The sequence below is a fragment of the Bacillus sp. FSL M7-1020 genome, from assembly GCF_038050415.1.
In the GTDB taxonomy this organism is placed as follows: domain Bacteria; phylum Bacillota; class Bacilli; order Bacillales; family Bacillaceae_G; genus Bacillus_A; species Bacillus_A toyonensis.
In genome coordinates, this window is record NZ_JBBOTW010000001.1 from 671,205 (window position 1) to 689,554 (window position 18,350).

At 35.7% G+C, this 18,350-nt stretch carries 21 protein-coding genes and 1 pseudogene; 19 read left to right on the plus strand and 3 right to left on the minus strand.

The genetic code is table 11. The features are described 5' to 3' along the window. The first annotated feature begins 67 nt into the window (after nt 1-67). Both MHB70_RS03365 and MHB70_RS03370 read left to right on the plus strand, forming a co-directional pair. Entirely contained in the window at nt 68-268 is a 201-nt protein-coding gene (locus MHB70_RS03365) for a hypothetical protein (protein WP_000435798.1), read from the plus strand. Between the two features lie 38 nt (nt 269-306). Then, on the plus strand, nt 307-438 hold the full coding sequence (locus MHB70_RS03370; protein WP_002047313.1) for a hypothetical protein: 132 nt from the start codon (nt 307-309) through the stop codon (nt 436-438). A gap of 40 nt (nt 439-478) precedes the next feature. Here MHB70_RS03370 and MHB70_RS03375 read toward each other — a convergent pair whose 3' ends face one another. Next, nucleotides 479-1,882 carry an amino acid permease gene (locus MHB70_RS03375; protein ID WP_000838706.1) on the minus strand — a complete coding sequence of 468 codons (1,404 nt, stop codon included), beginning with the start codon at nt 1,880-1,882 and terminating at the stop codon, nt 479-481. A 256-nt stretch (nt 1,883-2,138) separates the two neighbouring features. Here MHB70_RS03375 and MHB70_RS03380 point away from each other — a divergent pair, with 256 nt between their 5' ends. From MHB70_RS03380 to MHB70_RS03420, 9 genes and pseudogenes are all read left to right on the plus strand, one after another. Next, the gene (locus tag MHB70_RS03380; RefSeq protein ID WP_000899813.1) at nt 2,139-3,266 is read left to right on the plus strand and encodes a cation:proton antiporter; all 1,128 of its coding nucleotides are present in this window, start codon (nt 2,139-2,141) and stop codon (nt 3,264-3,266) included. Nucleotides 3,267-3,389: 123 nt separating this feature from the next. Continuing rightward, a pseudogene (locus MHB70_RS03385) lies at nt 3,390-3,718 on the plus strand (outer surface protein). A 17-nt stretch (nt 3,719-3,735) separates the two neighbouring features. Next, entirely contained in the window at nt 3,736-4,599 is an 864-nt protein-coding gene (locus tag MHB70_RS03390) for a MurR/RpiR family transcriptional regulator (protein ID WP_000648150.1), read from the plus strand. Between the two features lie 156 nt (nt 4,600-4,755). Further along, nucleotides 4,756-5,640: an N-acetylmuramic acid 6-phosphate etherase gene (gene murQ / locus MHB70_RS03395; RefSeq protein ID WP_000892376.1), complete on the plus strand. Its 885-nt coding sequence runs from the start codon at nt 4,756-4,758 to the stop codon at nt 5,638-5,640. A gap of 35 nt (nt 5,641-5,675) precedes the next feature. Continuing rightward, the gene (locus tag MHB70_RS03400) at nt 5,676-7,040 is read left to right on the plus strand and encodes a PTS transporter subunit EIIC (RefSeq protein WP_000711285.1); all 1,365 of its coding nucleotides are present in this window, start codon (nt 5,676-5,678) and stop codon (nt 7,038-7,040) included. A 48-nt stretch (nt 7,041-7,088) separates the two neighbouring features. Beyond that, nucleotides 7,089-8,150: a DUF871 domain-containing protein gene (locus tag MHB70_RS03405; RefSeq protein WP_000580648.1), complete on the plus strand. Its 1,062-nt coding sequence runs from the start codon at nt 7,089-7,091 to the stop codon at nt 8,148-8,150. 164 nt (nt 8,151-8,314) lie between these two features. Further along, nucleotides 8,315-8,719, plus strand: coding sequence for a DoxX family protein (locus MHB70_RS03410; RefSeq protein ID WP_001077742.1), 405 nt, complete (start codon nt 8,315-8,317; stop codon nt 8,717-8,719). 158 nt (nt 8,720-8,877) lie between these two features. Then, on the plus strand, nt 8,878-9,279 hold the full coding sequence (locus tag MHB70_RS03415; protein WP_000920284.1) for a nuclear transport factor 2 family protein: 402 nt from the start codon (nt 8,878-8,880) through the stop codon (nt 9,277-9,279). 87 nt (nt 9,280-9,366) lie between these two features. After that, complete coding sequence (locus tag MHB70_RS03420; RefSeq protein ID WP_000758760.1) at nt 9,367-9,849, plus strand: PRK06770 family protein; 483 nt, start codon at nt 9,367-9,369, stop codon at nt 9,847-9,849. A gap of 34 nt (nt 9,850-9,883) precedes the next feature. Here MHB70_RS03420 and MHB70_RS03425 read toward each other — a convergent pair whose 3' ends face one another. Continuing rightward, nucleotides 9,884-10,795, minus strand: coding sequence for a DMT family transporter (locus MHB70_RS03425; RefSeq protein WP_001146259.1), 912 nt, complete (start codon nt 10,793-10,795; stop codon nt 9,884-9,886). 205 nt (nt 10,796-11,000) lie between these two features. On the opposite strand from MHB70_RS03425, the gene MHB70_RS03430 reads away from it, so the two are divergent. Together MHB70_RS03430 and MHB70_RS03435 are read left to right on the plus strand one after the other, a co-directional pair. Continuing rightward, a complete protein-coding gene (locus tag MHB70_RS03430) occupies nt 11,001-11,495 on the plus strand; it encodes an Lrp/AsnC family transcriptional regulator (protein WP_000446110.1) in 495 nt (164 codons plus the stop codon). A gap of 128 nt (nt 11,496-11,623) precedes the next feature. Continuing rightward, complete coding sequence (locus tag MHB70_RS03435) at nt 11,624-12,079, plus strand: N-acetyltransferase (protein ID WP_000686679.1); 456 nt, start codon at nt 11,624-11,626, stop codon at nt 12,077-12,079. Between the two features lie 77 nt (nt 12,080-12,156). Here MHB70_RS03435 and MHB70_RS03440 read toward each other — a convergent pair whose 3' ends face one another. Continuing rightward, nucleotides 12,157-12,927, minus strand: coding sequence for an SDR family NAD(P)-dependent oxidoreductase (locus tag MHB70_RS03440; RefSeq protein WP_000878089.1), 771 nt, complete (start codon nt 12,925-12,927; stop codon nt 12,157-12,159). Between the two features lie 137 nt (nt 12,928-13,064). Here MHB70_RS03440 and MHB70_RS03445 point away from each other — a divergent pair, with 137 nt between their 5' ends. The 6 genes from MHB70_RS03445 (at nt 13,065) to MHB70_RS03470 (ending at nt 18,335) form a co-directional block, all read left to right on the plus strand. Further along, the gene (locus MHB70_RS03445; protein WP_000288079.1) at nt 13,065-13,424 is read left to right on the plus strand and encodes a MerR family transcriptional regulator; all 360 of its coding nucleotides are present in this window, start codon (nt 13,065-13,067) and stop codon (nt 13,422-13,424) included. A gap of 518 nt (nt 13,425-13,942) precedes the next feature. Then, nucleotides 13,943-15,001, plus strand: coding sequence for a glucan-binding protein (locus MHB70_RS03450; RefSeq protein ID WP_000755815.1), 1,059 nt, complete (start codon nt 13,943-13,945; stop codon nt 14,999-15,001). A gap of 463 nt (nt 15,002-15,464) precedes the next feature. Beyond that, nucleotides 15,465-15,821, plus strand: coding sequence for a DMT family transporter (locus MHB70_RS03455; RefSeq protein ID WP_000790623.1), 357 nt, complete (start codon nt 15,465-15,467; stop codon nt 15,819-15,821). Between the two features lie 2 nt (nt 15,822-15,823). Next, nucleotides 15,824-16,138 carry a DMT family transporter gene (locus MHB70_RS03460; RefSeq protein WP_000539672.1) on the plus strand — a complete coding sequence of 105 codons (315 nt, stop codon included), beginning with the start codon at nt 15,824-15,826 and terminating at the stop codon, nt 16,136-16,138. A gap of 137 nt (nt 16,139-16,275) precedes the next feature. Continuing rightward, nucleotides 16,276-16,854, plus strand: a complete 579-nt coding sequence (locus MHB70_RS03465) for a TetR family transcriptional regulator (protein ID WP_002038002.1) — start codon at nt 16,276-16,278, stop codon at nt 16,852-16,854. A gap of 278 nt (nt 16,855-17,132) precedes the next feature. After that, nucleotides 17,133-18,335, plus strand: coding sequence for an MFS transporter (locus tag MHB70_RS03470; RefSeq protein WP_000742964.1), 1,203 nt, complete (start codon nt 17,133-17,135; stop codon nt 18,333-18,335). The last annotated feature ends 15 nt before the right edge of the window (nt 18,336-18,350 follow it).

Below are 18,350 nucleotides of genomic sequence, written 5' to 3' on the forward strand. Positions count from 1 at the left end.
GAAGCTTATCATGATAGGCTTCTTTTTTGTTATACTAAAAGTAGTATAGAAAGAGGGAGCGAATAATTTGGAACAGAAAAAGCTAAAGAGAATTCTTGAATATGTATGGATCGCGGTTGTGCTCCTTGTAGGATATTATTTATTAAAAGATAAAAGTATATGGATTCTATTTTTAATGACTTTCTTATTAGCGGGTTTAGGCACGTTATTTATTAATTTCTTCTTTGATAGTGTAAATGCGTGGAAGAAAAAGAAGGAGACGAAGTAAAGGGGGAAGCTATGCAAAAGTGGAAGCTTATATATTAGGTGATTATCTTCTTATTGCTTGTAAGTATTGGAGTTTTTAAATACGCTACACCAATAGGGAATTGGGCATCGCTTACAGCTTGCATCGGCATATTCATCATTTTACAATCGTTAACGAGAAAACATAATTAAACAGGAAAATAGCTCGCCGTTTCATCGGCGAGCTATTTTATTATGCTTCTTTCGTCTCATCATTTGTTTTTTCAGTAGCTAAATGACTATGCTTTCTAGAGTAGAAGAAATAGAAGCATAAGCCGACTATAAGCCAAACTGCAAAGCTAATCCATGTCGTTTTAGACAGATTGATCATTAAATATAAACAGCAAAGAATTGCGACAACTGGTAGTACAGGTACGAAAGGAGTACGGAATCCGCGTTTTAAGTCAGGATGTGTTTTTCGTAAAATAAGTACAGCACAGCAAACGAATGTGAAGGCTGTTAACGTACCGATGTTTACTAAATTCGCGAGTAAATGTAGGTCTAAAAGTCCTGCTAATAAAGCAGCAACAACGCCAGTAATCCACGTATTTAATAAAGGGATTTTCACTTTTTTATTTACGCGTGCTAACGCTTTTGGAAGTAAACCGTCGCGGCTCATCGCATATGAAACACGAACTTGTCCATACATAACGACTAAGAGAACGGTTGTCATTCCAGTCATCGCACCAACAGCGAGTAACCCTGCAATTGTATCTTCACCAACGAAATGCAATGCAAATGCAACTGGATCAGAAACATCTAATTGTGTATAAGGAACCATGCCTGTTAAAACGAAAGATACAATCATGTATAAAACAGTACAAATAAGAAGGGAACCGATAATGCCGATTGGTAAATCACGCTGTGGTTTTTTCGTTTCTTCTGCAGCGGTTGCGATTGCATCAAACCCTAAAAAGGCGAAGAATACAGTGGCAGCTCCAGTAATAATACCGTCGTATCCGAATGGAATGAACGGTGTCCAATTTTCAGGCTTTACATATTTTGCGCCTGCAACGATAAAGGCAATGATAACAGCTAGTTTAATAAGAACCATAATATTATTAATGCGTGCACTTTCACGTATACCGAAACTTAAAAGGCCAGTAATAAGAAGTAAAATACAGACAGCTGGTAAATCGATGATACCACCTTTTCCAACACCGGGGGCCGAGGCGATTATGGCGGGAAGGTGTATGTTAAATCCTTGTAGTAAAGATTGTAAATAACCAGACCACCCAACAGCTACAGCTGCAACGGCAAGTAAATATTCGAGCATTAAACACCATCCGACGATGAAGGCGACGACTTCTCCGACTGTCATATATGCGTAAGTATACACACTTCCTGAGACAGGTATAGAAGAAGCAAATTCAGCATAACAAAAGGCTACACAAGCACAAGTAAATGCAGCGATAAGAAATGATAGCATAATACCAGGACCAGAATGTTTTGCTGCAACAATACCCGTTAATACAAAGATTCCTGTCCCAATTACGGCGCCGATTCCTAAAAACGTTAAATCGAGTGCAGTTAATGTTCTATCTAGTTGCTTTGGTGATTCAGTACTGAGCGCTTTTTTTCGTAATAATGACTTCATTTTGGACTCTCCCCCCGTTTTTCATTTCCATAACTGCGAATATAGTATGAGCCCATTAGAAAAGAGTACGTAAGTAAATGGAGGTACAGTTATGGTATGTAGTTTTTTAAAGTTTCTGGATTAACTTTATTATAATTCAGAATATTTTGTCAAATAAAACTTTAACAAATAAAATCCGGATGAATAGGGGAAACTATGTGCGGAAATGGATACGGGTTAACAAATAGATTTATTTTATATAGTAGGAGAAGATGCTATGTTATTTTATTTTGAACTTGTCGTCATTTTACTTTGTACGAAATTAGCTGGTGATATTAGCGTTAGACTCGGTCAGCCTTCTGTACTTGGTAAATTACTTGTTGGTATTATTATCGGTCCTGCGGTGCTAGGTATTATTAATAGTTCAGAACTTATTGATGAGCTTAGTGAAATTGGTGTTTTGCTACTTATGTTTATGGCGGGACTTGAAACAGATTTAGAAGAGTTAAATCGGAATTTGAAATCGTCGTTTGCAGTAGCGGCTGGTGGAATTATTTTTCCTTTCATCGGTGGATATGTGACAGGACTGTTGTTTGGATTAATGCAATCTCATGCCATTTTTTTAGGATTATTACTTTGTGCAACATCGGTTAGTATTACAGTGCAAACGCTAAGAGATTTAGGGAAGATGAATACGAGAGAAAGTACAACGATTTTAGGTGCTGCTGTATTTGATGATGTAATTGTCGTTATTTTATTAGCGTTTGTTATGAGCTTTTTAGGAACGCAAGATGTGAATATAACACTTGTCATTGTAAAGAAAATCGTTTTCTTTGTAAGTATTGTTTTTATCGCATGGAAAGTCGTTCCTTGGATTATGAAAATGCTTGTGCCGCTTCGCGTAACAGAAGCTTTAATTAGCGCAGCTCTTATTATTTGTTTCTCTTTTTCGTATTACAGTGAAATGATGGGAATTGCAGGTATTATTGGAGCATTTGCAGCAGGAATTGCCATTTCTCAAACGGAGTATAAGCATGAAGTGGAACATAAAATTGAACCGATTGCTTATGCGATATTTGTACCAGTGTTCTTCGTAAGTATCGGAATGGAAATTACATTTCAAGGAATCGGGAGTCAGCTTTGGTTCATTATCATTATGACGCTCGTTGCGATTTTCACAAAGTTAATCGGATCAGGTTTAGGAGCAAGACTGACAGGATTCAACCTCCAATCTTCTATTAGTGTTGGTGCAGGGATGGTGTCACGCGGAGAAGTAGCGCTGATTATCGCAGCAAATGGACTTACGGCGAATTTATTAGCGAAAGAAAATTTCACAGCGATTGTTATTGTTGTTATATTGACGACGATTATTACACCGCCACTTTTAAAGAAGTATTTTGTATAGAGGAGAAGAGCTTATCTGACGTAGATAAGCTTTTTTTATTTCAAAAAGCAATGGGCATGTAGCATGAGTGGTTTGTAAGTATGGTAAAATCTATGTATATGATGTGGACGAGGAGAGGGATGTGTGAAGATTACGAAGGGGAAGGTTATAGGCGTAATCATACTTATTGCACTATGTATACCATTTACCGCATGGAAAGAATCAAAAGTGAAATGTTTTCCAGTTTCTATTTTTTCTTCCTATGTAGAAGATGAAAACCGAAAGACTATAAGTACACTGCTTTTGTACCTGACTTTGCAGTTTGGATACATGGATGGGAAAAACAGAGATCTGAAGGTGAAATAACGTCATATAAAAAAGGGGATCGAACTGTAATTGTTCATCATCCACCTGGTAATGATGGTTTTTATCTATATGATACAAATGATATTAGAGAATATACGCAACCGTAAGAAGTGGAGGTTAAATAGTGAAAGCTTCAACATTACTATTTAAAATTGAAAATAATATGGATCAATTTTCACCAGCTGAAAAGAAGGTTGCCATGTACATAATGGAGAACGCAGAGATTGTTCCAAATTTAACGACAAAAGAAGTGTCTACAAATGCGGGATCGAGTGAGGCGAGTGTTGTACGTTTTTGTAAAACAATCGGTATTGGAAGCTTTAAAGCATTTAAGATAGCGCTTGTTCGTGAATTAACGATTGCTGATTATAATATTAACGATTTTTCAGTAATGAATAAGGAAGATGGACCGTACGATTTGTTTAATAAAGTTACGTATGTGAATAAAGCTGCAATTGAGGCAAGTGTTACGGCGATAGATAAGAAGGAACTTGAGAAAGCTGCAGATCGTATTGTAAATGCGGATAAGATTTTATTTTACGGCGTAGGTGGGTCAGCGACACCGGCGATGGATGGGGCGTATAAATTTACACGGCTCGGATTTACAGCGATGATGCTATCTGATTTTCATATGATGTTGCCGCTTGTGACGAATTTAAAAGAAGGCGATATATTTGTGGCGATTTCAACATCTGGGCGAACGAAAGATGTGCTTGAAATGGCGCAATATGCAAAGAGACAAGGTGCAACTGTTATCGGAATTACGAAACTTGACCAATCATCACCTTTATATAAAGAAGCGGACATTCGCCTTTGTATGCCGGATGTAGAGCAAGATCATCGTATTGCGAGTATTGCTTCGAGAATGACGCAACTGAATATGATTGATGCTTTATATGTGATTACTTTTAATCGAATTGGCAATAAAGTGCTGGATCAATTTATGGAGACGCGAGAAGAAGCTTTGCGGTTACGGAAGTTGAAGTAGAAGAAAAGATGAGGGGACTCATCTTTTTTTATTAACTTTGACACAAATATGTCATGTTGTGAAATTTTATTTCATAAAATAAGAAAGAGTTATTGATTTTTAGTTTCTTAAAGTTATAATAAAAGTGTGAAATATAATTTCGAAGAGGGTGGCAATATGTTAGAAAATTTATCGACAGAACACCGTAATGAGAAAACGACGAATCTAGATGAGATGAGTATAAAAGAAGTGTTACAAAGTATGAATGAAGAAGATAGAACTGTTGCGTTAGCAGTTGAAAAAGAAATAGAACACATTGAAAAGGTCGTACAGACTGTTATTAAATCTTTTGAAGAAGAGGGCCGATTAATTTATATTGGGGCTGGTACGAGTGGTCGTTTAGGTATTCTAGATGCGGTTGAATGCCCACCAACATTTGGAACAGATGATAAAATGGTGCAAGGATTTATAGCAGGTGGATTGAAAGCGTTTACTAAGGCGGTGGAAGGTGCCGAAGATCGCGAAGAGTTAGCAGAAGAAGATTTGAAAAGTATTGGATTAAACGAGAAAGATACAGTGATTGGTATTGCCGCAAGTGGAAGAACCCCTTACGTAATTGGCGGATTGAAATACGCACATAGTGTGGGAGCAAGTACGGCGAGTATTTCTTGTAATAAAAATGCTGAAATAAGTAAGTATGCAAAACTCAATGTAGAAGTGGAGACAGGTGCAGAAATATTAACAGGCTCAACACGTTTGAAGGCTGGTACAGCGCAAAAATTAGTGCTCAATATGATTTCAACAGCGTCAATGATTGGTGTAGGAAAAGTATATAAAAACTTAATGGTAGATGTTCAATCTACGAATGAAAAGTTAGTAGAACGATCAAAACGAATTATTGTGGAAGCAACAGGAGTTAGTTATGAAGTAGCGGCAGAGTATTACGAAAAAGCAAATCGTAATGTGAAAGTTGCTATCGTTATGGTATTACTACAGTGTGAGTATGGGGAAGCACTAGAAAAACTAAAAGAAGCGAAAGGCTTTGTGAAGAAAGCATTATAAAGTGAAACGATAAGAATAGGGAGGGGGATTCTATTATGAAGAAAGAAGAGAGAATGGCCAAAGAAATTTCAGAGCAACTTGGGGGAATAAAAAATATTCGTGGCATTGCTCATTGTATGACGAGACTGAGGTTAACGCTTCATGATGAAAGTAAAGTGAATATGGATCTTTTGAAAAAGGTTGAAGGCGTTATGGGCGTCATTGAAGATGAAACACTTCAAGTTGTTGTTGGTCCAGGAACTGTAAATAAAGTAGCAGCTGAAATGGAAGTTTTAACAGGATTACGAATTGGTGAGGTTGCAGATCATCATCTTGAAGATATTGGTCAAGAGATTAAATCAGAGATGAAGAAGAAAAATAATACACCAGTGAAGAACTTTTTACGAAAAATAGGTAACATTTTTATTCCGTTAATACCTGGTCTTGTTGCATCAGGAATTATAAACGGAGTTGCTAACTTTGCGAAAAACGCTGGTGCTGATCCGAATGCTACATGGCTACAAATGTTACTACTCATTGGCGGCGGTATCTTTACATTTTTAGGGATTTTAGTCGGTTGGAATACAGCGAAAGAATTTGGCGGGACACCAGTTCTTGGGGCGATTGCGGGTATTTTAATTTTCAATCCGGCGATGGCAAATGTGAAATTATTTGGTGAGGCAATGGTACCTGGGCGGGGCGGATTGTTTGCAGTTATTTTTGCAGCGTGGCTTATGGTAGTAGTTGAGAGAAGAGTACGAAAAGCAGTGCCGAATGCAGTAGATATTATTGTAACACCGCTTATTACTGTATTAGCTGTAAGTATAGTAACGATGTTAGCGATTCAGCCAGCAGCGGGATTTTTATCTGATGGTATTACGAGCGGTATTAACGCAATTTTAAATGTTGGTGGGGCATTTGCTGGAGCAGTGCTAGCCGGAACGTTTTTACCACTCGTTATGGTCGGATTACACCACGGTTTAACACCGATTCATATGGAATTTATTAATCAAACGCACGTAACACCTTTATTACCAGTACTCGCAATGGCTGGTGCCGGTCAAGTGGGCGCAGCGATTGCAATTTATGTGAAAACAAAAAATAAACGACTTCGTAACGTAATTAAAGGTGGATTGCCAGTTGGGTTTTTAGGGATTGGTGAGCCGTTATTATACGGGGTTACATTACCACTTGGAAAACCTTTTATCACTGCTTGTTTAGGAGCGGCTGTCGGGGGTGCATTCCAAGCAGTTATGAAAACGGCTTCACTCGGAATTGGCGTATCAGGATTATCTTTAATCCCGTTAATTGCTGATAATAAATATTTACTATATTTCTTAGGTTTAGTCATTGCATATACTTTCGGATTTATCTTCACGTACTTCTTCGGATTTAAAGAAGAAATGGCAGAAAACATATAGAGAAAGGGATTCCTTTCTCTTTTTCTATTCATAGAAAGGGAGATTCATATGATAGGAGTTTCAATTTATCTTTCAAAAGGGCAAGCAGACAAACAAAAAGAGTGGCTAAAAATAGCGAAGGAAAACGGATTTTCATCTATTTTTACATCACTTCATATTCCGGAAGATGATCCAGATACGTATAAAGAGTTAATTCAAACATTAGGGAAACAGGCTCTCGAAAATGAAATGGAATTAATGGTGGATATATCTCCAAAGTCGTTAAATCATTTAGGAATAACGTATGAAAATGTGGAAGTGTTATTGGGCTTTGGTATTACTGGTTTACGAATGGATTATGGCATTGCGCCGAAGGAAATTGCGCGTGTATCTCATAAGATGAAAGTAGCTTTAAATGCGAGTACGATTACAGAATCTTTCTGGGAAGAGTTACTTGCGGAAAATATACGGGTAGAGAATGTTGAAGCGTGGCATAATTTTTATCCGCGTCCAGAAACAGGACTAGCAAGGTCCTTCTTACAAAAGCAAAATCAATATTTACATGCGTGTGGAATAACAACGATGGCATTTATTCCGGGAGATGAGGATAAACGTGGCCCGTTATATGAAGGGTTACCAACGTTAGAAAAGCACCGCAATATGCGCCCGCTTGAAGCGTTTTTAGAACTTGTTCAAGATTGTGATGTCGATAAAGTGTTGATTGGAGATATAAGTGCTAGTTTAGAAAGTGTACAAGAAATTGCGAGCGCGAGTAGAGGGATTATTCCGCTGCGATATGAGTCATTTATAAATGAAAATGAAGTATTAAAAGTAGTAGAGCAAGTGCATACAAATAGATTAGACCCAGCACGTGATGTCATTCGCTCAGTAGAATCAAGGGAAGGAAATAAAGTGATTTTACAGCCGATGCATGCAATCGCAAGAAAGAAAGGCAGTATCACAATTGATAATGAATTGTACGGTAGATATGCCGGGGAGATGCAAGTTGTTATAAATGATTTGCCTACAGATGAGAAGGTGAATGTTGTCGGAATGGTTGTGGAAGAGGACGTGCTGTTATTGCCTTATATTGGTGCTGGAAAAAAGTTTCAACTTTTTCTGTGCGATTGAGTAAAAGCTTGAATTAGCGCTATTTTATAAAAGACATTATTCGTAAAACGGATAATGTTTTTTGTTTTCTTTAAAAAAAGCATTTGACGAATGAAACGAAATACCGTATTGTTTTGTCTTGTGAATAAATGTTCACCATAACAAAACAAAAAGGAGAGTTCAAAATGAATCAATATATTGGGAATTTAATTATTCGTATCGTGTTAGGAGTTACGTTCTTTGCACACGGTTTAGCAAAGTTTCAATCAGGTATAGATAACGTAGCAGGATGGTTTACAAGTATCGGTTTACCAGGTGGCCTTGCGTATGGTATAGCGACAGTTGAATTAGTTGGTGGTATATTATTAATTATCGGTTTAGGTGTTCGATATGTAGGATTGTTATTCGCTCTTATTTTAGCTGGAGCTATCGTAAAGGTAAATGGAGCAGCAGGATTATTAGGAGATGGCAAGAATCCCGGATATGAATTAGATCTTGCATTATTATCAATGGGTGCGTATTTATTCGTTGTAAAAGCAGAAGGATATGTAGATCGTTTCTTAAAAGAGAAAGTAATGAAAACGAAGTAAATTTTATTTATAAATTGTTGACTTAAAGAGTTATTGTAACTATAATAGTTACAATAACTAAGTTAAGAATGAAATGAATTAGCATATTTTTTCACACGAGTCGTAACTACAATAGTTACGACTCGTGTGAAGAATAAATAAACGAGGGAGGAATTACTATGCTTAAATCAAATTTAGAAATTATTCAAAGTACGTATGAAGGATCAGCTTCTTCGAATGCAAAACATTTAGCAGAATCCCTCTCTGAAAAAATAGAATGGACAGAGGCAAAAGGTTTCCCGTACGGCGGAACGTATATAGGTACAGAGGATATAATGGAAAATGTATTTAGTCGTTTAGGATCAGAATGGGATGATTATAAAGCGAGTGTAAATATGTATCATGAAGTAAACGGAAAAGATGTAATTATTGCTGAAGGTGTTTATTCAGGAGTTTATAAAGAAACGGGAAAATTGTTTGAAGCAGAATTTGTTCATATATGGCAGCTTGAAAATGGGAAAATTATAAAATTTAAGCAATATGTGGATAGTTTTATTGTACGAGAAGCGATGAAGGTTTAAAATATAATAAGGAAACAAATGGAATCGGCTGTGCGCAGGCGATTCCATTTGTTTATGTGATTATTAGGGGAATGGGGAATACATAATATGAAAAAATGGATTATAGGGACAATTACAATGATTGTAATTGCAATAGGAGCTGTATTCGGTGTTACGAAACTTCTTAATTATATAGAAGAAGAGGAGAAGAGTCTGAAAGCACAAAATGTAACGGGGCAACAAGGGAAGAAAGCAAAGGAAGAGAAGCAACAAGCTAGTGAAGATGAAATTATTTCTACCATGCATAGGATGGTACATCAAAAAGTGAAATCCTCTGAAAAATGGGGATTTATTGAAATGACAAATAAGGAAATTCGTAGTGCGAAGGAAGCGGTAGAAAGCAGTACAAATTTTAAAAATAAATCAAAGTTACTTGCTACTTTGGAGCGCTGGGAGAAAGGGGATTTTTCACAAACGGTTGAGGAGCATAACTTTTTGTGGGAAATTCAAGGTGGTGATACTGGAAAGGCAACAGAACGTTTATCGCCAGAAGAAGAAAAGAAGTATGTGAAAGAAATGAAAGGTAAATAAAAACATCGCCACTTTGGTGGCGATGTTTTTTTGATTAAGAATGTTTGCGCAGTAAAGCTCTAGTTGGCTGAACAGCAACTGTTTTGAAATGAGAAAATAAATAACATCCTGTCACGACGACAATTGTACCTAAAATTTGTATCCATGTTAATTCTTCTCCTAGGAAAAGGAATGCTAAAATAGCTGTGAAAATCGGATTGAAGTTTAGAAAAATTCCCGATGTTGTAGCTCCTAATTTTTGTACACCAATGTTCCAAAATACCATACAAAGTACTGTTGAAATGATTCCTGTATATAAAAGCGATGTAATGAATGATGTATTTATATTTGAAACAGTGAAGTTACCGATGTTAAATGGCAGTAATAAAATAATGCCGAAAATACCAGAATATAACGTCGCCATTAGTGGTGTAGTTGTTTTTGTTGCCCATTTACTGCACACAGAATATATCCCCCAAATACAAACTGCCGCAATCATCCATAAATCTCCGCTATTAAAATGTAGTGAAAATAAAAGTGAGAAATCACCTTTTAATAGAACGAGGATAACCCCGAAGAATGAAAGGGTCATGGATAATATTTGAAGTGTATTTACTTTTTCTTTTAGAAATAATACCGAAAATAGTGCAATTGAAATTGCATTCAATGTAGAGATGAGACCCACATTCGTTGCGGATGTTTTTTCTAATGCTAAAAATTGAAAGATGTTAAAGAGAGCGACTCCTGAAATCCCCATCAGTATTAAAGGTAGTATCGCAGCGCGCGGTGGCAGGATTTTCTTTTCTTTAAACCATACCATAGGTAATAAACAAACGATCGCAATGATCCATCTTAAACTCGTCAGTGTCATCGGCGAGGCATGATCGACGAGAGATTTCCCAACGACAAAATTCCCTCCCCATAATAAGCTCGTTAATAATAGTAAAAAGACATAAAAATAAGGCATATTAAAATCCCCTTTGTTATAATCAATACGAATTGTAAATAATTTTAGCATTTTTCTTTATTGTGTAATATATTCTTTTGTGTAATGATTAAAAATCAATAAAACATTTCGTTTCGTTTGTATCTTAAAGAATAATATTCAGTTTCGTTTGAATTAAGGGATGTTTTTTCGAATAATCATCGGTAAGAAAAAAGGGGGAATTATAATGGAGTCATCTGTTATTAAAGTGTTAGATGATTTGGATGTACAAATTTTAGATATATTGCAGAAAGAATCACAAGTAAGTAATGCAGAGCTTGCACGCCGTGTTAATTTATCTCCAGCTGCGATGCATGCAAGAATAAAAAGGTTAGATGGAGAAGGTTTTATTGATAAGCAAGTAGCAATTTTAAATCAAGAAAAGCTCGGTTTTGATTTACTATGCTTCATTTTTATGAGTACGAATATTCATCAGTATGAAAAGCTTGAAGTGCTAGAACGAGAATTAGAATCGATGCCTGAAGTGTTAGAATGTCATTGTTTAACAGGGGAATATGATTATTTATTAAAAGTTGCAAATCGTGATCGTAAAGAACTGGAGCAGTTTATTAGAAAGTTGAACAAGCTTGGTATTACACGGATACAGACAAGTTTAGCACTGCGTGAAATTAAATATTCGACGGTATTGCCGATACGAAATGAGGAACCGAGCATCGATTAGATTGCTTGGTTTTTTGTTTGTATAAAGTGATTGACGAGAAGAAAAGAGAGATGTATTATTATATAAAATTATGTATTAAAATTCATTTAAAGTTATAAATATTAATATTGGGGGCAAGGGGATATAATATGAAAATCTGTAATGCGGTTACGAGTGATGTGAAAGAAATTTATAGTCTCATTGAAGTTTATGCAAAAGAGGGGGTTGTTTTACCGCGTTCTCTTTTGTCTCTCTATCAATATTTGCAATGTTTATATGTTATGAAAGAAGGAGAGGAAGTCGTTGGAGTTGCTGGCTTACATGTATTAGGAGAGGATCTTGCAGAAGTACGATCTTTAGTAGTTTCGCATACATATGCAGGGAAAGGGATAGGGCGTATGTTAGTGAATCATGTTATGAATGAGGCGGCAAAGATAAAAGTGAACAGGGTAATTTCTTTAACATATGAAACGGAATTTTTTCAAAAGTGTGGGTTTGATTTTGTGAATAAGGAAGTGTTGCCAGAGAAAGTGTGGATTGATTGCAGGCATTGTCCAAAAGTTGATTATTGTGATGAAGTGGCGATGATTAGGTATGTTGGGTGAAATGTTTAGAGAGAAAAAAGCCCACTATTATTTAAGAAATAGTGGGTATCTATATTTTAGGTAGAAATGAGATGTTGTTAAGAATTTGAATTTGTTTTTCTTACTGCAAAATTAAAAATGGGATTTTTAAGTTCATAGTTATAAGTAGAACCATCGACAAGCCCTATAACTTTATCGCTATCATAAAGGTCGAGCATAAATTGTGCCATTTGTTTTGCAGTGTGGAATTTTGGTACAACATTATCGTATTGGAATTCATCAATATCAAATGATCGTTTCGCGAACTCTGTTTCAGTTGCACCAGGAGCTAAAACTTTTGCTTGTAATTTTGCACCTTTTTCTTTCAGTTCGTGAGATAATCCTTCTGTAAATGCACTTACATAGAATTTCGTAGCGCAATACGTAACAGCATTAGCGACAATCGTATATCCACCGCCTGATGAAACGTTAATAAGCTGTGTTCCATCAATCATTGAATAATCTCGAACGAAAAGGGAAGAGAGTATTGTTAGTGCTTCTATATTTACATGCAACATCGTTTCTATTTTATTTAAATTTTGTTCAGCAATTGAGGCAAAATTACCAAAACCTGCGTTGTTAATCCACGTTTCAATCTGGAAACTTTGGAGACTTTCATAAAGTTTATAAACATTTTCCGTGACGGATAAATCAGTTCTTCGAATGACAACATCTAACTCCGGATACATTTCGTTAATTTTCAATTTTAATCCATCTAATTCTTCTTTTCTTCGAGCTACAAGTATTATATTTTTTCCACGAGATGCAAAGGCTAAAGCCGATTCATAGCCAATTCCAGAACTAGCACCAGTAATAACAGTATATTTCATATAAAATCCCCCTAAGTTCAAATTCATTTATGGTTAGATTGTATTTGTTAGAGTATACTCTAAGTCAAATGTTTTTTATAAATTTGATAAGAACGCAAAATATATGAGGGCAAATGGCATGCGGAGGGAGTATGAGTATGTACACAATTAGCGAGGTAGCTACATTATTAGGAGTGAGCACACATACATTACGTTATTATGAAAAAGAGAACATACTAATTGCAAATCGCGATACAAATGGAAATCGACTGTATGAAGAATCACATATAAAGTGGTTGCAGTTTGTAATGAAGTTAAAACAAACGCAAATGCCAATAGCGAAAATAAGAGAATACGCTAGATTATATTTAGAAGGGGAGCATACAACTGAAGCTCGTTTGCAGCTCCTAGAAGATCATAGGAAATCTATTCAGATTCAAAGAGAAAACTTAGAAGTTACAGAGAAGATGCTTGAAAATAAAATCATTGCATACAAAGACTCGTTGAAAAATACATAGATTAAAAAATACGCTGTTTCCTGTTACGTGATGAAAAATGGATTTGATCTATGAGTATTTCATCATAGTGTGCGGACAAATAAAAAGAGCAGCTAGCAAAAGCTAACTGCTCCATTCAAGGGATCTCTTCCAAGGGGGAGTGGAGAAAGTATCGTATTATCAATATTATTGACGGAATATTGATTTTATTAAACTAGATTAAAAATTTGAAAGACTATTGTTTTAACTAAAATTATAACAGTATTAAAAAGTTCATGTATACGCTCAAAGTTTTGACTACTATGAAATCCATACTTTTTATCTTTTTGATATTTGGAACGAATGAATTACTTGAAAAAATGGATGATTAATTATAACGATTATGTAATTATAATTACATTAAAAACTCATATGTTTCTAATATATAAAAAATATTACAATTACATTACAAAAACTGTTGACTATATTTAACTAACGTAATACAATTCTGTTTGTGGAAATAAAAACTAAAAATATTCATTAATTGGGGGATTTGGAAAATGAAGAAAGTTATTTTGCCGATTTTAATGTCTTCAATGTTTATCATACCAGCAGTGTCTCATGCAGAAGAAAATGTAGTTTCTCAAAAGAAAGCGGATACAATTGAGCAAGTTCAAGAAAAACGTGGTTGGTTTCAAGGGACGGGATACTGGTTGTACTATAATGAAGATGGTTCTTTGGCTATAGGTTGGAAAAATATTAATGGAAAATGGTATCACTTTGATGAAACAGGCATGATGGCTACATATATGAAAAATATTCAAGGAAAAACATATTATTTTAATGAAGATGGTTCAATGCAAATAGGATGGAAGAAAGTTCGAGTTTGGCATTATTTTAACGAAGATGGCTCTATGGCTAAAGATTGGAAAAAAATCAATGGTTCATGGTATCACTTTGACAAAGATGGTTACATGTCTGATGGCCGTAGGACTATAGGAGGAAAAACATACACTTTTAATGCAGATGGAACTATGGTTACAGGTTGGCAAGAGATTAAAAGTGGGCCTTATACAGGGAAATGGTTTTACTATAATGCAGATGGCGCTATGGCAACAGGTTGGGCACAAGTGAAAGGGAAATGGTATTATTTTGATGCATCTGGTGTCATGCAAACAGGCTGGTTAAAAAATAATAACGTATGGTATTACTTAAATACAGATGGATCAATGAAAAGCACAGAAAATAACTGGAACGAAGGCTGGTTAGAAGAAAACGGAAAGCGTTATGTTTTTGATGACACTGGTGCTATGCGAAAAGGGAAACTAGCTGAAGGCGGTACGGTTTGGTACTTTAATGAAGATGGTTCAATGCTAACAGGATGGAAACAGCTAGAAGAAGGATGGTATTACTTTAATGATCAATCTGGTGCAAGTGAACAAGGTTGGTTTAGCAATAAAGGGAAATGGTATTACTTTGAAGATGGCCCAATGAAAACAGGTTGGTTACAAGAAAATAAAAATTGGTATTATTTACAGTCTAGCGGTGACATGGCAGTTGGAAAACATTTAATTAATGGAAAATGGTATACGTTCAAACATAACGGTATTATGATGTAACAAAAGGTTTTTAAATAGAAATGTATTTTAAGAGATTTCCATAATGAAAAGGACACCTGTGAGGGTGTCTTTTTTACGCTAGCCCCCTATTAATAAAGAAAGAATAACATTTTTAACAATAATGAGTACCGATTTTTATTAAGTTGATTGATGGAGGAAGAGACATTGTTGCCATCAAGTTAAGCAATTTACGGTTTCTAAAAATGTAAAGTATTACAAGTAGTTAAATTGTTTATGGAATGTTGGTATTGACATTTTATAAATTATTCGTGTAAAATAATTTATGAATGACATTCAGTCATTTATTATGAAAGGGTGTAGATAAGTAATTTTTAATAACTGAACAAATATAAGGATAAATGAGGCTGATATTGTTTTTTTAAAATAGTAGTTTGCGTGAGATTATATTTTTTAAATTAAAAATGACTGACGGTCAGTCATATAATAATAGAAGGTGAGAGATATGAAAAATAAAGCTTGGTTATATGTGATATTAACATGTATCTTTGAAATATTTTGGGTGTTCGGTTTTAATACAGCCCATACTTGGTGGCATTGGGTTGTTATTGTAGGAGTTATTGCTGTTGATTTTCATTTTCTTTCTAAAGCGTGCGAACATCTTGCAACAGGGACTGTATATGCTGTGTTTGCCGGAGCTGGTACGGTAGGTACTTTCCTAATGGATGTATTCCTTTTCGGCGGCAGTTTCAGTGTAGGGAAACTATTCTTTATCGTGATGGTCGTAGCGGGTGTTATCGGTTTAAAACTGGCTGATAATAAAGAAGAAACCGCGGAAGAAATTGTGAAAGGAGCTGCTTAAAAATGGGTTGGTTTTTCGTATTTTGTGCCGCAATTAGTGAAATAGTCGGTGTGATAGGACTTAAAATGTATAGTAAAGATAAGACGTTAGCAAATGGAGCGATTTATATAGGTGGATTTGCAACGTCCTTCGCATTCTTATACACTTCTTTCTTGTTCTTACAAGTAAGTGTGGCTTATGCGGTTTGGATTGGTATTGGAACAGCAGGCGCAGTTTTATTAAATATGTTTCTGTTTGGTGAATCAAAAAGTAAGGCACGTTTGATTAGCGTAGCTCTTATCGTATGTGGAGTTACGGGATTAAAGGCCCTTTCATAAGAAAAGGATATTAAAGCTAAATCTCCTAACGATCTGTTGGGAGATTTTTATTATGAAAGTACATGATGATTGACAGTACAGCTAGTTATTTTATAAAATGAGTGACAGTCATTCAATATGAGTGTGAAAGGGTTTAGATGATGAATAAAAAAGAAAAAATTGTCTATGCAGCTATTGAAGTGTTTCAGGAAAAGGGCGTTGAAAAAACGAAGATTTCTGATATCGTGAAATTGGCTGGCATTGCACAAGGAACTTTCTATTTATATTTTCCTTCTAAGCTATCTGTTATGCCTGCAATAGCAGAAGTGATGGTTGAGAAGATGATACTTGCAGTGAAAGAAAAAGTACAGAACGATGCATCTTTTTCAAGTAAAGTTGAGCAAGTAATAGATGCAGTATTTAACTTTATAGCTGAATATCGTGAAATACAAGCATTAATGTATGCGGGCCTTGCATCTACTGAACATATAAAAGAATGGGAAGCTGTGTATGAGCCTCTTTATATGTGGCTAAGCGAATTTTTAAGCGAGGCAAAAGAAGCTGGTGAAATTCGTGACTCGGTTCACGCAGAGCGAACAGCCAAGTTATTTATCGCTCTTGTTGAATCAGCAGCGGAACAAGTTTATTTATACGATCATAAAGATGATGAGCAAGTGGAGCTTCAAAAGGCAGAAGTACTAGATTTTTTAATACATGCACTACATATAAAGAAATAAAGGGAAACTTTAGTTGGTAGGGCATGCCCTGCTGATTATTAGCCCGCATTAATGGGGACAAAACAGTTAGGTGAACCTATCTTAAGAAGGTAGGTTCATTTCTACGAAAAACTGAATGATAGTCATTCACCCTGTATTTATGTATGTGTGGAAAGATAAAGTGAAACTTTAATGAGTGGGGTATCTCCACTCATTATTAGCCCAAAAATAGTAGGATAAAGAAAAAGCTTCTTGGGCATTATTTTTTGAGAGGAACTTGCGGGAAGAGGTGTTAAAAAGTGAAGAAACCGATAAAAGAACAAAAGATGGTATTGGTCATTCTTTTAAGCAATATATTTATCGCTTTTTTAGGGATTGGGTTAATCATTCCGGTTATGCCGTCCTTTATGAATGATATGAATTTAACAGGTAAAACGATGGGCTATCTCGTTGCAGTGTTTGCAATGGCTCAGCTCATAACTTCACCAATTACAGGTCGTTGGGTCGATCTTTACGGTAGGAAGAAAATGATAATCATTGGATTATTTATTTTTGGTGTTTCAGAGCTTCTTTTTGGATTAGGAAAAGATGTGTGGATGCTTTATGTAGCGAGGGTGTTAGGCGGAGTTAGTGCTGCGTTTATTATGCCGGGTGTTACAGCATATGTTGCGGATATTACATCGATTCAGGAACGACCAAAGGCGATGGGTTATCTTTCAGCAGCTATTAGCACTGGATTTATTATAGGGCCTGGAATCGGCGGGTTTATTGCAGAATACGGAATACGTGTGCCGTTCTTTGTGGCAGCAGTGATTGCCTTTATAGCATGTGTGATTTCGATCTTTATTTTAAAAGAACCGTTAACGAAAGAAGAGCTTGCAGAAATTTCTTCTAATACGAAAGAATCAAGCTTTATTGGAGATTTAAAGAAATCATTAAACCCAATGTATGCAATCGCATTTATTATCGTATTTGTACTTGCATTCGGTTTATCGGCATATGAAACTGTGTTTAGTCTGTTTTCTGATCATAAATTTGGTTTCACGCCGAAAGATATTGCTGCAATTATTACAATTAGTTCAATCTTTGGGGTAGTTGTGCAAGTATTTATGTTTGGAAAATTAGTTGACATGTTTGGTGAAAAAGTGTTAATTCAAATATGTTTAATTGTGGGGGCAGTGTTAGCCTTCGTTTCAACTGTAGTCTTTAATTATTGGGTTGTACTGCTCGTTACTTGCTTCATTTTCCTAGCATTTGATTTACTTCGTCCGGCTTTAACGACGTTTTTATCAAAAGCAGCTGGAAAAGAGCAAGGATTTGTTGCTGGTATGAACTCAACGTATACGAGTTTAGGAAATATCGCAGGACCTGCTATGGGCGGAATATTATTTGATATGAATATTCATTATCCATATGCATTTTCAGGAGTTGTTTTAATCGTTGGTCTCGGCATTACATTTATGTGGAGAGAGAAACAGCTAGCTGAAAGTTTTGCGAAGTAATGTAGTGAATAATGA

Excerpts from the sequence above, each read along its gene's own strand:
- MHB70_RS03435 (WP_000686679.1), top strand. The coding sequence starts at position 11,624 with ATGAAAATCTGTAATGCGGTTACGAGTGATGTGAAAGAAATTTATAGT.
- MHB70_RS03445 (WP_000288079.1), top strand. The coding sequence starts at position 13,065 with ATGTACACAATTAGCGAGGTAGCTACATTATTAGGAGTGAGCACACAT.
- MHB70_RS03455 (WP_000790623.1), top strand. The coding sequence starts at position 15,465 with ATGAAAAATAAAGCTTGGTTATATGTGATATTAACATGTATCTTTGAA.
- MHB70_RS03400 (WP_000711285.1), top strand. The coding sequence starts at position 5,676 with ATGAAGAAAGAAGAGAGAATGGCCAAAGAAATTTCAGAGCAACTTGGG.
- MHB70_RS03375 (WP_000838706.1), bottom strand. The coding sequence starts at position 1,882 with ATGAAGTCATTATTACGAAAAAAAGCGCTCAGTACTGAATCACCAAAG.
- MHB70_RS03425 (WP_001146259.1), bottom strand. The coding sequence starts at position 10,795 with ATGCCTTATTTTTATGTCTTTTTACTATTATTAACGAGCTTATTATGG.
- MHB70_RS03410 (WP_001077742.1), top strand. The coding sequence starts at position 8,315 with ATGAATCAATATATTGGGAATTTAATTATTCGTATCGTGTTAGGAGTT.
- MHB70_RS03450 (WP_000755815.1), top strand. The coding sequence starts at position 13,943 with ATGAAGAAAGTTATTTTGCCGATTTTAATGTCTTCAATGTTTATCATA.
- MHB70_RS03430 (WP_000446110.1), top strand. The coding sequence starts at position 11,001 with ATGGAGTCATCTGTTATTAAAGTGTTAGATGATTTGGATGTACAAATT.
- MHB70_RS03465 (WP_002038002.1), top strand. The coding sequence starts at position 16,276 with ATGATGAATAAAAAAGAAAAAATTGTCTATGCAGCTATTGAAGTGTTT.
- MHB70_RS03440 (WP_000878089.1), bottom strand. The coding sequence starts at position 12,927 with ATGAAATATACTGTTATTACTGGTGCTAGTTCTGGAATTGGCTATGAA.
- MHB70_RS03420 (WP_000758760.1), top strand. The coding sequence starts at position 9,367 with ATGAAAAAATGGATTATAGGGACAATTACAATGATTGTAATTGCAATA.
- MHB70_RS03380 (WP_000899813.1), top strand. The coding sequence starts at position 2,139 with ATGTTATTTTATTTTGAACTTGTCGTCATTTTACTTTGTACGAAATTA.
- murQ (WP_000892376.1), top strand. The coding sequence starts at position 4,756 with ATGTTAGAAAATTTATCGACAGAACACCGTAATGAGAAAACGACGAAT.
- MHB70_RS03460 (WP_000539672.1), top strand. The coding sequence starts at position 15,824 with ATGGGTTGGTTTTTCGTATTTTGTGCCGCAATTAGTGAAATAGTCGGT.
- MHB70_RS03405 (WP_000580648.1), top strand. The coding sequence starts at position 7,089 with ATGATAGGAGTTTCAATTTATCTTTCAAAAGGGCAAGCAGACAAACAA.
- MHB70_RS03415 (WP_000920284.1), top strand. The coding sequence starts at position 8,878 with ATGCTTAAATCAAATTTAGAAATTATTCAAAGTACGTATGAAGGATCA.